The sequence below is a fragment of the Bifidobacterium sp. ESL0682 genome (assembly GCF_029392815.1).
GTDB lineage: Bacteria > Actinomycetota > Actinomycetes > Actinomycetales > Bifidobacteriaceae > Bifidobacterium.
This window is the reverse complement of sequence record NZ_CP113942.1, coordinates 1,159,587-1,176,150: the sequence shown is the minus strand read 5'-3', so window position 1 is coordinate 1,176,150 and position 16,564 is coordinate 1,159,587. Positions and strand designations below refer to the sequence as shown.

Genomic DNA, 16,564 nt, shown 5'->3' with positions numbered 1-16,564 from the left:
TCAGCGGTTGAGCAGGTTCGAAATTGGCTTGTAGATGATGAAGGTGACCACGCCGTGAATCGCGAACTTGATGAGATTGAACGGCAAAAGAATCGGCACCACCATCTTCAGGACCTGGGCGGTGGTCATGTGCGCATAGATTGGGGTAATCAGCAGGTTGCCGCCGATGGCTGCAATGAGGCCGAAGACTACGCCGACCAGGATGCCGGCCAAGGCGCCCATACGGGTGCGGATGCGCTTGTAGACCATGGCTGCCGGAACGCTCAGGAACACGGCAACCGCGATGGACATCACAGCGCCCCACGGGTTCATGAACAGATGCGGAATCCAGCTCAGCACGCTGACGATGAACGCCGCCATGGGGCCGAACGCAAAGCCGGCGACTAGGCAGATGATGCCGGAAAGGTCGTATTTGAGCCATGGCACGCCCGGCATGATGGGGAACTCGATGAACGAAGCAGCCATTGCCAGCGCCACGAACAGCGCGTAGATGGCGATGCGTTGCGTCGACCAACGGCCGTTATCGGCCACGCCGGTGGAATGAGTGGATTGTGTCTTGTCCCGATTGTGGGAACCAGACGGATTTTGGGTATCAGAAATATCGCTCACGATGAGCCCCGTTTCTTTCATCCGGACTGTAACCGTTGGCCGCGGATTCTCACCGGATCGACCGCTTTCGCGGCTCGCGGGCTTCGGCAATGCTGTCGTTATGAAACCGACAGTGCCGTTACCGCCAATAAGGAATTTCACCTTCCCTGAAACTTGCATTTCCATCTATACCCTTATGTGTGGTCATGGCGCAACCTTTGTCCGTGCAGAGCCGAAAAACCGTTGCTGGGTACACAAAACAGGCAGCAATGTGCCATTTCTGAGCTGGTATTGGCGGATTGTTCGTCGCTCCATCGTGTGGGAGTGCAAGAATAGGAACATGAATGAAAACGAGAAACCCATGGAAGTTGCGGAAACTGCAGATAGGGATGTCGCGGGTTCTGATGCCTCGCCGATCGAGAAACTGGCCATAGTTGTGGTCACCTACAAGCGCCAGAAGCTTCTGGCGAACCTGTTCGATTCCATCAAGGCGTTGAACGTGGCACCTTGGCGTGTGGTCGTGGTCGACAACGAGCACAGCGATGAAACCGCAGCGATGGTACGGCAATTCTCTGACACACTCGACGTTCAATGGGGCAAGACCGAACCGGACGAAAGCGGCAATGACAATCGTGTGGTCTACGCGCCCCAAGCCGGCAACATCGGCGGTTCCGGCGGCTTCTCCAACGGTGTCAAGAAGGCTTACGAACTCGGCGCCGAATGGTTCTGGGTGATGGATGACGACGTGGCCGTGCTGCCGAACGCCATCCAACAGCTCGCCAAGTGGACGCCGCGCCATGACGTGATTCAAGGTTCGCGCCTCGATTACGACGGCGGCGACTTCTATTGGCAGTACGATTTCATTGTGTCGCTCGGCATTCCGAATCCCATCGCCCCGGCGGCGTTCGGACCTTCCGGCTATCGCACCATGGATACGATGTGCTTCGAGGGCGGCCTGTTCCGTCGCAACATTGTCGAACAGATCGGCCTGCCGGATCCGCGCTTCTTCATCTATTGGGACGACACCATGTACGGGTATCTCGCCAGCAAGGTGACCGATCCGATCGTGGTCAATGACAAGATCATCCAGCGTACCCGTGATATCGGTAACTGGGACATCGCCGGCGTCCGCCAGCTCAATTCGACCTCCGACATGAACCGTTACCACATCATGCGCAACCGTGGCTACATGGCCCGCTACTTCATGGCGCATGGTGATTACCGTCCGGTCATGTTCGGTCTGGGAACCTTGCTTACCGCCATCAAAGAGGTCATTCGCCTCGTTGCCGTCGACCACGAGCACATCAAAACAGGGCTCAAGGCCATTGCCAAGGGGTGGGTCGATTCGCGCAAATTGCTGCACGACCCGAACTGGCAGCCAATGCCTCCGTTGAAGTAGTCGGAGATTGACCGGGGCCGGGTTTAAAGGCCTAGTTAATCGAAGTGTAGTATTAATTATCAATATAAAACGCAACATGATTCGTTGAAAGCTCTAGGTGTCTGAAACGACCCTTGAAGACTGTGCGTCGTTGAAGTCAATTTGGGCCTGAATCGGCTTGTATTGGCTATCGGATGCGCTAGAATGTCAACGATTCTTTTATTCCGCATGTACCAAGAGGGGTTAGCGATGATTGAAACAGCACAGGCCTTTGGCGTGGATATTGGAGGCTCGGGTATTAAAGCTGCGCCCGTGGACTTGGAAAAGGGCGAATTCGCGCTTCCTCGTCTGAAGATCCTCACCCCTGAGGTTTCCACTCCGGATGCCGTGGCAGCCATTGTTCGTCAGGAACTCGAGCATTTCGAGGTGCCTGCAGGAGCTCCGGTGGGCATTGCATTCCCGGCTCCGGTCAAGCCCGGCAAGCCGATTGATTTCATCGCCAACCTTGACAAGTCGTGGATTGGCGTCGACGTCACCGAGGTCTTCTCCAAGGCCTGCGGGCGTCCGGTCACCGTGGTCAACGACGCGGATGCGGCAGGACTCGCCGAGCAGCAGTACGGTGCGGCGAAGGGTCAGGACGGCCTGGTCATCGCGACCACGTTGGGCACCGGCATCGGCACCGCCGTGATTTACGACGGCGTGTTGATTCCGAACACCGAGCTCGGTCATATCCAGTTGGAAAAGGGTAAGGGCGATGCTGAGAAGTATGCTGCTTCTTCGGTGCGCGACAAGAAGAGCCTCGGCTACAAGAAGTGGGCCAAGCGCCTGACCAAGTATTATGGCTTGATGGAGAAGTACTTCAACCCCGATCTTTTCGTGGTAGGCGGTGGCGTGAGCCGTATGGCCGACAAGTTCCTGCCGTATATCGACATCAAGACCCCGATCGTGCAGGCCAAGCTGCGCAATGAGGCGGGCATTGTGGGTGCCGCATACTATGCGACCACCAAGCTTGTCTGAGATTTGATGTTTTCGGTTCCGTCCGGCCACAAGGTCGGGCGGAATTTTGTATGTCATGGGTGTTTTTAACGAGATTCATTCGAGGAATCGAATCGGTGAACGCCAGCAATCATTGATTATTAATCACGATGTGCCATGATTGATGGATTGCGGTGTTTGAATCACTATCCGGAACAGGAACAGTATGCGCTTTTCGTCACGAGTCGGTTCAACCAAGCTCAATCCTATCGCCAAGGCCGAGGCGGAGGCCAGAAGCCGGGGGATTACGCTCAATACCGTCAATGATTCCAATCCGACGAAACATGGTCTTGCACCAGTGCAGGTGCCCGGCGTCTATACCGCAGAACCGCGTGGCCCGTTGGCGGTGCGTAAGGAACTGGCTCGATTTCTGACGCAACGAAACGTCAAGGAAACGATGTCGAATCTTGCCGGAGACGGCGAGGTTGTGTACGAGTCGACGGAGACGGAACCAACTTCTTCCGCATCGGTGGATCCGGACCGACTTTACTTGCTGAGTTCCACTTCGGAAGCTTATACGTGGCTATTCAAGCTGATGTGCGATCCGGGTGACATCGTGCTCGGTCCCAAACCCGGTTATCCGCTCATCGAATCCATTGGCGGGCTTGAGAACGTGGACACGATTGAATACCAGTTGCAGTTTGATGGCTCTTGGTTCATCGACATCGCCTGGCTGCGTGAGCTTCTGGAAGGCCCAAAGGGCGAAAAGGTGCGGGCCATTGTGCTGATTAACCCGAACAATCCGACAGGTTCCTACATCAAGCCTGACGAACACGAATCGTTGGTGGCGTTGTGCCGTGAGCACGAGGTCGCCATCATCGCCGATGAGGTGTTCTTTGACTATTCATTGGAGCCTTTCGCCGGCAATCGGCGGTTGGCGGGGAGCAGGGTGCTCTGACCTTTGCGCTCGATGGCTTCTCCAAGCTGCTGGCTGCCCCGCATGCCAAGGTCGGCTGGATACAGGTCAGTGGACCGGAGGATTTGGTGGCCGAGGCACAACGTCGGCTCGATATCATCGCCGATGACTACTTGCCGTTCAGCGACATCATTGCCGAGCGAATGCCAGAACTTCTTTCCGCTGTTCCGGGGCAACTAGAACGCCTGCAGCAACGTACACGGGCCAATCTCGATCGACTGCATACCCTATTGCGTGAGGATGAAGCAGGTTTGGTCTCCGTGCTGCGAGCCGAAGGCGGCTGGAACGTGCTGCTGCGGTTCCCATCGGTCATCGATGAGAACGCTTTGGTACTTCGTCTGATTCGTGATTTTAACCTGACCGGCCAGCCCGGCTACTATTTCGACATGACCGAAAACGGCTATCTCGCCGTCTCACTGCTGCCTGAGCCGGAAGTCTTCGAACGCAACATCGGCGCCATACTGACTGCGGTATCCGATGAACTCAATGCGGTGGGAGCCTGATAATGGACGGCGGACATACCGTCAATAGATCAATTCTGGATTAGATGTCTTGTTATGACTGCGATAATGCCTTGCTTCCATTGAGAAGAGCATTCTCGAAGCTGAGTGTGCCGGCAGGTCCGCGCGGTTTGACGAACATTATCGTCAGAGCGTAAACCAGGAGGCGACCGCCTGGAACAGTGCAGGGTTTGCGCGGGTCAAGGCATCTTCGCGTCCCGGGACGAAGATGACCAGGAATGCCACGACGATGCTGGCCAGTACGAGCAGAAGCATCATCAGTCGGATGATGACGCGACCCCAAGCGATGCGTGTGGGTGAGGCCTTGGATACCATTCGATGACCAAGCCGCGGTACCGAAACCCAATGATGCAGACTTGAAGACGAAGATGGCGATGATGCTTTCTCCGAGGCTATTGCATCATTCTGGTCGGCATGCAAGGTTTTCGTACGACTACATGGTTGTGCGTCGCCTGAAATGGCACCCAACACCACGATACCGGCCAAAGCGATCAGCCAGCCGAAATCGAGCATGTACCTCCACCCGATGCCACCCTTGACACTATCGACCAGTAGCAGCAGCAACGCCAGTGGCAGAGTGGACAACACGATTCGCAGCAACCCCGAATGGCGGCACCGACGTCTGATGCCGGGCACCAAGAGCAACACGACCAGCAGCAACATGGGGCACAGCGCAAACAGTCCTCCAGCCAGTGGTTCCGCGTAGCTCCACGACGTCAACGGTGTGGGATTGATGGTGAGGAACGGGAAATCTTTCGAAAAATGTAGCGGCAGGAACAGGTAGTAGCCGAGTGTCGGCAGCAGATTCGCGAGAGAGTTGCGGTAATGGGTCATGTCGGCGACGGTGATCTGATAACGCTCGCCGAAATCGATCGGCGAACCGAAACGGACGGCGTTATAGATGCACAGCGGAATCACGATGACTAATGCCGGCAACAATACCGCGCACAACACGGTAACCACGGATTTGCGAGGTACTGACCGCCCCGCGTTTTTCGACGGTTTTCGTAGTATCTCGCGTATTTGCTGCCAGAAGATGGGGAAGGCCAATAGTGCGACCAATGTGAACGTCGGCCTGCATCCGAAATTCGCTGCCAGACAAAGCGAACCAGCCACGAGATGAGGCCAGGAGAGCGGCTGGGCCGTACCAATCGAGATAAGATGGTGGCTGGCGTGTCTCCGAGATTGCGAGGATTGCGCCGAGCCGGCCTGCGAACCTGAATCACTATGTTTCTTGGCCTGCGTAGCGTCGCCAATGTCGGCAGAATCTTTCGCCGCTCCGATCCAGAACCATAATCCCATGACGCTCAAGGCGAGCGAAGCCGCGAACGGCACGGAATAGAAATTCATGCGGAACATCAGATAACCGACCTGCGAGCCCAAGATGAAAAGCGTGATGGCCATCGACACCGTGGCCAGAGAAGTGTTCGGATTGAGCTTTTTGAGTAGACGAATGACCAGCAGTGAGCCGAACAGCACAAAGATGAACACCAGGAATGCGACCGCCGCGCCGGAGGGAAGCATCAGGCCTCCGTTGATGAAAAGCGAAGTCACCAGTCGGTACGGCGCGAACAGCAGCAGTGCCGGCAGCACCCCGAAATACGAATACCAGTGGCCGTTGTGGTAGGCATAGTCCCAGTAAATCGGCGAAACGCCGCGGGACAGCAATGTGTCACGAGTTTGCGGGTCGTAGGGATTGGCTGCCTGCTTGAGCGCGTCCGGAACAGGCAAGTCGATTGACGTGCGGCCGTGCAACAGAGCGTCGGCCATATGGCCGTATTGGTTGAAATCGTAAGTGTATTCGCCGGGCTCATGGAAGGTGGATGAATTGGCCGACCACAGTTCGCGCACGATGGCCAATACCGCCAAAAGGCCGACAACGACCATGAACCCCGCGAAAGCGAGACGTTGCCGGACGTTTGCGGTGTCAAGACGTGTACGCCATAGCCTTGAACCGGGCATCCATAGAACGATCAGTGCCACAAGGATTGCCAGTGCCGCGATCCGCCCCCAGTCGGCGTGGAAAGGCACCCGAACGTTGGTGCGCACGGCGGCGATGTCCACTTGCGTGCCCGCTGGTTCCTCGATCCATATTTTCAGATGGGTCGTCTGCGGAGCAGAGTTGAGCGAAGGGGTCGTCAGATACAACGAATTCGGCACATGTGTGGAAACGGAGCGGGTCTGCGAAGTCTGGCCATTGGCATCGATGCGGATATGAAACGCCGTGAGGGGCGTCTGGCTGGCATGTCCCCGTTGTGGTGGGTGTTCAGTGTTGTTGGCGTTGACGCCGAGTACGTTAGCCGGCGACGTGAAACGGAACGTCGATTCGGCCGGGTCGATGCGCACGAAACGCGAACTACCGTCTGCCTCCACCGTAAGAAACGCCGAAGTGGGGTCAGTCACGCGTATCGTGCCGTCGGACTGACGGACGAGGCCGGAGCCGAGGGTGTTCAGCGCCGACTGCGAATCACGACTCGCGCTCAAGGTGGTCCAGAAGGGAAGATTGAACGCGACGCACTCGAGAAGGATGATGACGACCCCGGCCATCACCGCGAATACGGCGGTTTTGTGGCGGGAGAGGAAGCGATGCTCGGCAGTGTTCACATGTTTATTCTATAAGCTTTATGTCTGGCTGAATTGAAACAATTAACTATATGTCCAATTTCACACAGCATTTGCATGATTTCGCCGATTCTTCATCTCAAGGTGGGTTCATGCCGCAGGTTCGTCGCATGGCGCACCGTGTGAATACCCTGGTGGGTACTGGCGTTTCGCGGCATACTAGCAGTGCGAATTCTTCGTCTTCGGCCTCTTCTGCTTCAGGCGCCACCAGTGGTGGCATCGATGCCATGATGAAGGAACTGGCTGGCCGGTCCATGCAATTGGGGCCGATGGTCAAGCGCCGCATCTTCGAAGATTTCCCTGATGTTCCTCAGGGACTGGAGCTCGGCTGGGCGCAGTTGCCGCAACTTGACGGGCGTTTCTTCTCGCTCGGCGTGTTCTTGAACCATAAGGATTTCTGCCAGGTCGCTTTGGTTGACGGCAAAGGCCGCGTGTTCCTTGGTGCCGACCCGCAGATGGATACCCATGAGCTCGAACCGGCGCTGATGTTCGGCAAGGAAGGCGATTTTTCCTTGCAGGATGACACCAGAATCCGCGCGGGTGTGTCTGGCTCTGCTTCGACTATCGGCAAGGTGACCGAGAGATTGTCGTCCAATCCCCACAGGCCGGCGTCTGAAAACCGCAGTATCGATGTGGTGCAAGGCGGCATCATCGGACGGGACATGTTCGGCAGAATGGCTTGGCTGGCGTCATGGCTCAAGAGCGGTAACCGATATACGCTGGAGCAGATGCGCTATCGTCTGCCCGAATCGTTGCGCCTCGATTTGGAATACCGCGATGCGATGGCCATCGCCTTCTTCGCCGCCTATATGCTTCCGCAGATCAGCGGTCAGCTGATTGGCTTCGGTGCAGGCAACATCTTCCGCAGGCTCAATCGTGAGGCACCGCTGGGAGCGATTCGCCGCAGCGTGCGCGACAGCCTCGATGCGCGCGGCCGTGGTCTGCGCGTCTCCGGTCTTGAGGATTATTTCGCCGACCTTATGCGCGAATCCGGGGCGCTGAAACCTTCGGCCGGCCTTGAGGCGGTGCATGGCGCAGAACCGTTGCACCTTTACACTTCCAGTTATTCTGGCGCCTATTTCTTTACTTGGGATGATTCCCTGAATCTGGCACCGGCCCTTGAAGCGCTGAACATCGAGGGGAACCTTAATCGGTTCGCGTCTGTCAGCGCCTGGCTCGAGCACAATGCTCACACGGGAGCGTTGCCGATTGAGGACACCGTCACTCGTGCGCAGGCTGCGCAGATCGACCACGCCTTGCTTGAAAATCCTGCATTGTTGGCTTTGAAGCCACAGTCAAGCCGGGCTTTGAATCTTGATGAGCCGAGTTCCGTGTCATTGGAGCGCATGGTGACTACAGCCGCGCAGACCGCGGATGAGATCGCGGCCAAGGCACCACCACTGGCGGCGCTTCTGGTGATGCCTCTGTTGCCGCGCATCATTCTCAAACGCAGGCGGACAGTCGCGGCGAATGGGTGTATCGTCAGACCGTCTCCACTTTGTTGCGGCGCTTGAGACTGCCGTATCGTTTCGATACGGAATTCCGCTCCAACCTTTCCGAAGGCAATGTGGCAGTGTCATTCACCACGGCCGGGCGCACGATGATGCCGGCCAGCCGATACGATGAGCGCAGCCATGCGTGGGTTTCGCTGAGCGACGAGGAACGTACTGCGATGAGCGAGCGATACAACCTGCGTGTCGGCCTGATTATCGCCGCGTTGTGCTTCGGAGCCGACGAGTCAGTGAACAACGTCTCCATTCGTATCGATTCCATGGGGTTGGAGGAGGCTGTTGCTCAGCAGGATTCTGCGATTTCCAAGCTGATGGCGCAGGCGCTGGGAGCGTTCGAACGTATGCCTTCCGCGGATATGCGCAGGGGAGGGTCGAAGGCCGATCCCAAAGACGGTGACATCCACGGTGACCCCACCCATTCCGGTTCCATGACCGCCGGCAGCGATGCCATGCCGTTCGCCCAGCCGTCGGCACAGGATTCCTCTGCCTCAGATGAAGCGAATTCGTCAGTGAGTCCGAACGAGGATTCAGACGAGGGCGTCGGCTCCGCGCGCCCAAGCGGTGATGGCGAGAACGGAAACTCAGACGATGCTGATTCTTCAGACGGTCAATCCGGCGACACCAACAGAGACGAGGACCAGACCGACGCTCAATTCGAGGATTTGATGAAAGGCGTTGATTTTGACAGCATCGCCCTTTCCGTGCCACAAGGCGGGCAGCAAGGGACTATCGACGCTGACAACGAGGCTGAGGATGGACACGAGGACGGCAACGACCCGTTGGCGGTACTGCGCAGCGGCCCTACAGCACACAATATGGCGACCGTGACTTTCACGCGTGAAGCATTCATGCGTCATCTCAAAACAGATGGACTGAATAATCCGATTGCTACATATAGCGCGTTCGGAGCCTCGCTCAACATCAACGGGGCGATTCCTCGTAACCCCAATCCTCAGTTCACCTTGCGCGACAAGCGGTTCTCGCCTCTGGGCAGCCAGGAGGAACCTGAACTCTCCGATGTCACGCTCAACGGTGAGGCCAGCAGGGTTCTGGGAACCGACAACATCACCGGTCTTTCGATTCAGCGGGCCGACCTGTTGCAACGTGCGGTCTCCGACTTCCACCGTATCGCTGCCGATGAGAGCATGCCCAGTGTCTCCAAGGCGCAACGCGCCATGGCAATCGTCGAGGCGAACGGCGACCCCGAACTGAACAGGCTCGCTCCCGCGGTGAGCAGTGCGCTTATCGACGGCGTGGACACTCCGGACCTTGATTTCACTTTGGCGAAGGATCTCGATGCGCAGCGTGTGAAAGCCCGCGATCTGCTCTTCTCCGGCCAAGTCGACCAGGCCATCGCCTCACTTGATGAAGCCGTTTCCAAGATCGACGCTCTGTATGCTGGCACCGGGGCTCCGCGCTATTTCAATTCCTACGCCGAACGTGTGGTCTACAACCGGCTATTCGCCACCAGCGACGAGCGCACCGTGCTCATCCCTGACAACCTCTTTTACGCACACATGGAACTCGCCGATATTCTGGCGCAATTGCAGGGGGCCAAGGCCGCGTTGCCGCACCTGAACATGATGGTCTCCTATGCGCCCGCCTACCCGCTTTCGCACATGCGGCTTGCGGTGCAGCTGGCACGCGAGGAAGATTGGAATTCCGCTCGTGCCGCCTGTCTCAACGCCCTGCGCGTCTCTCTGGATCGGGACGATGCAGCGTACGCCTATTACCGCTTAGCCTATGCCGAATGGATGCTCGGTGATTTCGATGTGGCGGTTGCCTGCTACATCATGAGCGAGCACATCTCACCGGGCAAGATCGCCTCGCTTGACGGTGAATTGCAGGAGCTTCTGGCACGGGCCGAATCGCAGTGCATCCTGGTGCCGGTCTCCTTCGAAAGTGCCCAGCAGGTGCTGGCTTCCCATGATCTTCCGGTCTGGCCTCATACCGAGGTTGCCGACATCGTGCGCGAGGCCGCCAAAGTGAGTGTCGATAAGGCCATGTTCGTGCCGGCACGTACGCTTTCGGTCGCGGCCGCCCGCATGGACGACAGCGCCGATGATGGCATCGACATGGCACAGGCGCAGTTCCTCCGTTCACTCAATGCATAAGGCCGTCAACCTTCTCGCGGTTCCTTCCCGCCGTGACCGTACAATCGAAACAGTACGTGACAGCGCCTGAATATATTGCAATTTCAGGTTTGATATGAATGAATGAGGCGACATGGGCAAGGCGACGCAAACGGATACGAACCATGGGAAGTCCGGCAAGTCCGATCAGAGCGATCAGCTGGCTTGGGATTTCGGCAGTGAAACGCCGGAAGTGGCGGAGAATACCGGAGCTGCCCAATATGCTCCCGGGTCACTTCCATGGATTGCCTCGCTGCAGCACACCGATGCCGACGCGGTGAGGCTCGATAAACTTGATGTTGCAGGGCTTTCCAGCGAGGCTGCGGCAAGGTTGTGGGCGCGCGTGGCCGCATGGGTCGAAACCGACCAGATGGCCTATTACATCGACTCCAAGCCCGTTTCATCTGACGCCGCCTACGATGCGTTCTTGCGTTGTCTGCAAAAGCTCGAGGCCGATTTCCCTGCGCTGGACAATCCTCAGTCGCCGACCCATCGGGTGGGAGGCACCTTCTCCAACGAATTCCCCGATGTAACCCTTCCTTCGAAGATGCTCAGTCTGGACGATGTTTTCTCCATCGACGAGCTCAAGGATTGGTACGATGGCGTGTTGAAGGCGCTGGAATGGCCGGAAGACAAGACGTTGCCGATGACTTGCGAGGTCAAGATCGACGGTCTGGCACTCGATTTGCTCTACCGCGACGGCGTTCTGGAACAGGGGCTCACCCGCGGTGACGGCACGACCGGCGAGGACATCACCACCAACGTACGTACCATCGCCTTCATTCCGCAGAATCTCAAAGGCGCTCCCGAGGACATTCCTCAGTTTGTTGAGATTCGCGGCGAAGTTTTCATGCGCTGGGACGATTTCCATGACCTCAACAAGGTGAACGAAAACGACGGCAAGGCGCCGTTCGCCAATCCGCGCAACGCTGCAGCGGGTTCGTTGCGTCAGAAGGATCCCAGAATTACCGCGTCCAGGCACCTGAGTTTCTATGCCCACGGCCTTGGTCTTTTGCAATGGGCGCCAGGCAGCGTCAATGAGGGACATGATGCTGTCGACGACCAATCCGAGGCCTATGACCTCTACCAGAAGTGGGGCATTCCGGTCTCGCCGCACAACCGTGAAGTCACCAGCTTTGACCAGATACTTGACATGATTGACTACTATGGCGAACATCGTGGCGACATCGAGCATGCGCTTGACGGTATCGTGGTAAAGGTCGACGATTTGGCATTGCAGCGCAGGCTCGGTGCCACTTCGCGTGCCCCGCGTTGGGCCATCGCCTATAAATACCCGCCCGAGGAAGTCAACACCAAACTGCTCGACATCGTCGTTCAGGTCGGGCGCACCGGGCGTGTCACGCCTGTGGCCGTGCTGCAGCCCGTGTACGTCGCAGGCTCAACCGTGGCCGCGGCAACCTTGCACAATCCTTCCGAGGTCAAGCACAAGAACGTGATGATCGGTGACACCGTGGTAGTGCGCAAGGCCGGGGATGTGATTCCTGAAATCGTCGGACCGGTGCTGGAACGGCGCAAAGGGCACGAGAACGAGCTACGCGAATTCGTCATGCCCGAGTACTGCCCGTCCTGCGGCGCCAAGCTGGCTCCGGCCAAGGAAGGCGACAAGGACATCCGCTGCCCGAATGTGGAAAGCTGCCCGGCGCAGTTCACCCAGCGGGTCATGAACCTTGCCAGCCGCAAGGCGTTGGATATTGAGCATTTGGGGGAGCAGAGCGCTATCGCCCTTACCAACCCGGAGGAAAACCGTCCGGAAAGCGTGGCGACCTATGCGCCTGACCTGCGCGATATCGAGGTTGGCCCGGGCGAGGAGCCTGAACCTTACGAACCGGTGACAGGGCTGCAGTTGCCAGCCAAGCAGCAGCCGGTGCTCACCAGCGAAGCGGGCGTGTTCACGCTGACGGCCGATGAGCTGAAGGACGTCGAGGTCTGGCGCGAATCCGACATCATCGAGGTCAGCGAGCATATCGATGAGCAGGGCAAGAAACACAAACACCGCAAGAACCGTGGAGGTTCCGGCCTGTGGCATCGTGTGCCGGCATTCTGGACAGCTCCGATCGACGCGAAGAAAGTGAAGGACTCGGGTTCGGGAGCAAGCGAGAAGAACCAATCATCCATTGATGATGGTGAAGAGGCCTCCCCTCAAATTGATGGGCAATCCAGCGCTTTCAGCAATGGGAATACTTCCGCACAGCCTGCAGATCAGGCGCCGGCATCAGTTGAGTCTCGGACTCAATCGCAACCGCGCAGCTATCCGGGATACGATGTCCCTGCCGATGCCGTGGTTGTCGGCACGCATCGGAAGAAAACTCGTGGCGGCGTCAGTGATGTGCCGGTTTATGTGCGGCCCGGTGAGAACACCAAGAAGATGCTGGAAGAGATCGACAAAGCCAAGCAGGCCGATCTTTGGCGAGTGCTTGTGGCGCTTTCCATTCGTCGTCTGGGTCCGCCGACGGCACGTATGATTGCCAATCGCTTTGGCTCGCTCGACGCTATTGCTGACGCAAGTGTCGATGACCTTGTGGCCATCAACGGCATTGGGGAGGAAATCGCGGAATCCGTGGTCTCGTGGTTCTCTAACGCCCGAACGCCAGGGGATTGGCGTGGCAAGATTCTGGAAGCATGGAAAACGGCCGGAGTCGGTCAAAGTGTTGAGGAAAACACCCTGCCGCAAACCCTAGCCGGCAAAACCGTGGTCGTCACCGGTTCGTTGGAAGGCTTTAGCCGCGAATCAGCCAAGGAAGCCATCGTCGAACGTGGAGGTAAGGCGTCCGGTTCGGTCAGCAAGAAGACGGACTACGTTGTTGTTGGTGAAAATGCAGGTTCCAAGGCGGCCAAGGCCGAGGAACTCGGTGTGCCGATGCTCGACGAGGCTCAGTTCGCGACCTTGCTAGAAACCGGAGAACCCAGCGAACGAAAATGATGTCGTGCATCGGGCAATGAGGTACTGGCGAGCCTTACCGGGAAACGATACAGTGGAAAGCGAGTGAGAAAAGGAAACGCAATGACGGATAACGGCACGATTGAGCAGAGGATTGAACAACAGGTTTACGAGCGTTTGAGCCATGTCATCGATCCGGAACTTGGCCGTTCCGTCACCGATCTGGGGATGATTCCCGCCATCAAAGCAGTCAAGAGCGACGATGGCGCTAACCATTACGATCTCACTGTTCATGTTGAACTCACCGTACCTGGCTGCCCGCTTTCCAGGACCATCAGCGAACGCATTACGCAAGCTGTGCTCACCTATCCCGACGCGAAGTTGACACCGAACATCGAAATAGGCGCGATGAGCCGGGACAAGCTTGAGAAACTCGTGGGTGAGCTCAAGGCCGAACGTCGGCAGAATCCCTTCAACAAACCTGGAACGAAAACCAGAATCTTCGCCATCGCTTCCGGCAAGGGTGGTGTAGGCAAATCATCGGTCACAGCCAATCTTGCGGCGACGTTCTCGGCACTCGGCTACGATACGGCTGCCATTGACGCCGATATTTATGGGTTCTCGTTGCCTTCTTTATTCGGTGTTCATTCTCGGCCGACCGATTTAAATGGCATGCTGATGCCAGTGGTGGCCTGGGGGTCAAGATGATCTCCATTGGCATGTTTGCCGGAGCCGACCGTGCGATTCTTTGGCGCGGTCCGCGTCTGCAGCGTTCGCTTGAGCAATTCCTTGCCGATGTGTGGTGGGGAAGCCCCGATGTTCTTTTGCTTGATCTGGCCCCCGGAACCGGCGATATGGCCATATCCGTGGCGCAGGCGTTGCCCAATGCCGAATTGGTCGTGGTCACCACCCCGCAGCCCAGTGCCTCCGATGTTGCCGTACGTTCCGGCCTGGTCGCCTTGCAGGTGCCGATGAAAGTGCGCGGTGTGGTCGAGAACATGAGCTATTTCGACCACAAGGGCGAGCGTCTGCGCATCTTTGGCGAAGGTGGTGGCCAGCGTGTCTCGGAACAACTGAGTGAAGCGCTTGGCTATGATGTTCCGTTGCTGACACAATTGCCACTTCAGCCTGAAATCCGTGAAATCGACGAGTCCGGCCGCCCAGCCGTGCTCAATCCGGACGGCACTCTTGCTTCATCAGGCTTGGCCGATTCATTCAAGAATCTGGCCGAAACCTTGATGCGGTAGTAGCGGCGGAAATATCTCAACATTGCAATAGTGCATGGTGCATTGTTGCAATGGCTGTGAGACACTCATCATTGCAATGAAGACGAAATATCGTCAATCTGATTTCTGCGATTACCTATCAAAAGATGTCCAGACTTACAACAGCAAGATGCCTGCCACTTCAATAAAGTGGCAGGCATCTTATTTATTGCCGAAAGAAACGGACTCAGCAGTTGAAGTAGAGCTCGTACTCAAGCGGGGTCGGGGCCAGACGCTGCTGGTTGATCTCGTCGCGCTTCAGGGAGACCCAAGTCTCGATGAGATCGGGAGTGAAGACGTCGCCTGCGGTCAGGAAGTCGTTGTCTTCCTCAAGGGCGTTGAGTGCCTCGTCGAGAGAAGCGGGAACGTGCTTCATGTTGTCCAGCTCTTCTGGCGGCAGTTCGTAGACATCCTTGTCGACAGGAGCCGGAGGCTCGATGTGGTTCAGGACGCCGTCCATGCCGGCCATCAGCTGGGCCGAGAAGGCGAGGAACGGGTTGCAGGAAGGATCGGGGACGCGGAACTCGATGCGCTTGGCCGCAGGAGCGGTGCCGGCGAACGGGATGCGGATGGCGGCCGAACGGTTGCGAGCCGAGTAGACGAGGTTCGTCGGAGCTTCATAGCCGGGCACCAGGCGCTTATAGGAGTTGAGCGACGGGTTGGTGAAGGCGAGCACCGAGGAAGCGTGCTTGATAAGGCCGCCGATGTACCAGCGGGCGATGTCGGAGAGGCCGCCGTAGCCGTTCTCATCATAGAAGAGCGGCTTGCCGTCCTTCCAGAGCGACTGGTGGCAGTGCATGCCGGTACCGTTGTCGCCTGCAATGGGCTTGGGCATGAAGGTCACGGCCTTGCCGGCCTCGAATGCGGTCTCGTGCACGACATACTTGTACTTCTGCAGGTCGTCACCGGCGTGCTGCAGGGTATTGAAACGGTAGTTGATCTCCTGCTGGCCAGCGCCGCCGACCTCGTGATGGCTGCGCTCGAGAATCAGACCGACCTTCTGCAGGTTGGCGACCATGTCGTCGCGCAGGTCCTGGTTGTGGTCCTGCGGTGCCGGCGGGAAGTAGCCGCCCTTGACGCGGTTCTTGAAGCCGACATTGGCCGAACCGTCGGCCTCGACTTCGGCGCCGGTGTTCCACGGTGCTTCGACGGAATCAACCTCGTAGAAGGAACGCTGCATCGTGTTCTCATAGCGCACGCTGTCGAAGAGGAAGAACTCAGCTTCGGGAGCGAAGCAGGCGGTGTCGGCCACGCCGGTCGACTTGATGTAGGCTTCGGCCTTGGCAGCCACCTGACGCGGATCGCGCGAATAGGGTTCCATCGTGATCGGGTCGACCACAGAATGCGAGACAACGAGCGTCTTGTGCTTGCGGAACGGATCGATGAATGCGGTGGAGACGTCCGGTACGAGCTTCATATCGGAGTTCTCGATGGCCTGGAAACCGCGGATGGAGGAACCATCGAACGGCTCGCCGTCGGTGAAGGCATCCTTGAGGAATTCGCTGGCAGGCACCGTGAAGTGCTGCTGGCCGCCTAGCAGGTCAGTGAAGCGCACGGAGATGTATTCCACGCCTTCCGTGTTGATGAGGGCTTCGAGGTCTTCCTTCGTTTCGAGTGCAGTCAATGGACCGCTCCTTTCGTTGTTCTAACAATGTTCAAGTGTAGGGTAATGAATTTCAACGGGTCGCTTATTGGGT

At 57.5% G+C, this 16,564-nt stretch carries 6 protein-coding genes, 3 pseudogenes and 1 riboswitch; of the genes and pseudogenes, 6 read left to right on the top strand and 3 right to left on the bottom strand.

Annotated features, from left to right (window positions below):
- Positions 1-630 carry an ECF transporter S component gene (locus OZX57_RS05055; RefSeq protein ID WP_277161644.1) on the bottom strand — a complete coding sequence of 210 codons (630 nt, stop codon included), beginning with the start codon at positions 628-630 and terminating at the stop codon, positions 1-3.
- A riboswitch (FMN riboswitch) is annotated at positions 615-767 on the bottom strand. (Overlaps the previous gene by 16 nt.)
- Before the next feature lie 182 nt (positions 768-949).
- On the opposite strand from OZX57_RS05055, the gene OZX57_RS05050 reads away from it, so the two are divergent.
- The 3 genes and pseudogenes from OZX57_RS05050 (at position 950) to OZX57_RS05040 (ending at position 4,420) form a co-directional block, all read left to right on the top strand.
- Positions 950-1,987 (top strand): glycosyltransferase family 2 protein, encoded by a 1,038-nt coding sequence (locus OZX57_RS05050; protein ID WP_277161642.1) that lies wholly within the window; start codon positions 950-952, stop codon positions 1,985-1,987.
- Positions 1,988-2,215: 228 nt separating this feature from the next.
- Positions 2,216-2,983 (top strand): polyphosphate--glucose phosphotransferase, encoded by a 768-nt coding sequence (gene ppgK / locus OZX57_RS05045; protein ID WP_277161640.1) that lies wholly within the window; start codon positions 2,216-2,218, stop codon positions 2,981-2,983.
- Between the two features lie 184 nt (positions 2,984-3,167).
- Positions 3,168-4,420: pseudogene (locus OZX57_RS05040) on the top strand (pyridoxal phosphate-dependent aminotransferase).
- A gap of 144 nt (positions 4,421-4,564) precedes the next feature.
- Here OZX57_RS05040 and OZX57_RS05035 read toward each other — a convergent pair.
- Positions 4,565-7,042 (bottom strand): glycosyltransferase, encoded by a 2,478-nt coding sequence (locus OZX57_RS05035; protein ID WP_277161638.1) that lies wholly within the window; start codon positions 7,040-7,042, stop codon positions 4,565-4,567.
- 245 nt (positions 7,043-7,287) lie between these two features.
- On the opposite strand from OZX57_RS05035, the pseudogene OZX57_RS05030 reads away from it, so the two are divergent.
- The 3 genes and pseudogenes from OZX57_RS05030 (at position 7,288) to OZX57_RS05020 (ending at position 14,849) form a co-directional block, all read left to right on the top strand.
- Positions 7,288-10,685: pseudogene (locus tag OZX57_RS05030) on the top strand (tetratricopeptide repeat protein).
- A gap of 112 nt (positions 10,686-10,797) precedes the next feature.
- On the top strand, positions 10,798-13,644 hold the full coding sequence (ligA, locus tag OZX57_RS05025) for an NAD-dependent DNA ligase LigA (protein ID WP_277161636.1): 2,847 nt from the start codon (positions 10,798-10,800) through the stop codon (positions 13,642-13,644).
- A gap of 81 nt (positions 13,645-13,725) precedes the next feature.
- A pseudogene (locus OZX57_RS05020) lies at positions 13,726-14,849 on the top strand (P-loop NTPase).
- 205 nt (positions 14,850-15,054) lie between these two features.
- Here OZX57_RS05020 and glnA read toward each other — a convergent pair.
- A complete protein-coding gene (gene glnA, locus OZX57_RS05015; protein ID WP_277161635.1) occupies positions 15,055-16,491 on the bottom strand; it encodes a type I glutamate--ammonia ligase in 1,437 nt (478 codons plus the stop codon).
- Positions 16,492-16,564 lie beyond the last annotated feature (73 nt).

Coding starts and splice junctions, on each gene's coding strand:
- OZX57_RS05055 (WP_277161644.1), bottom strand. CDS start 630: ATGAAAGAAACGGGGCTCATCGTGAGCGATATTTCTGATACCCAAAAT.
- OZX57_RS05050 (WP_277161642.1), top strand. CDS start 950: ATGGAAGTTGCGGAAACTGCAGATAGGGATGTCGCGGGTTCTGATGCC.
- ppgK (WP_277161640.1), top strand. CDS start 2,216: ATGATTGAAACAGCACAGGCCTTTGGCGTGGATATTGGAGGCTCGGGT.
- ligA (WP_277161636.1), top strand. CDS start 10,798: ATGGGCAAGGCGACGCAAACGGATACGAACCATGGGAAGTCCGGCAAG.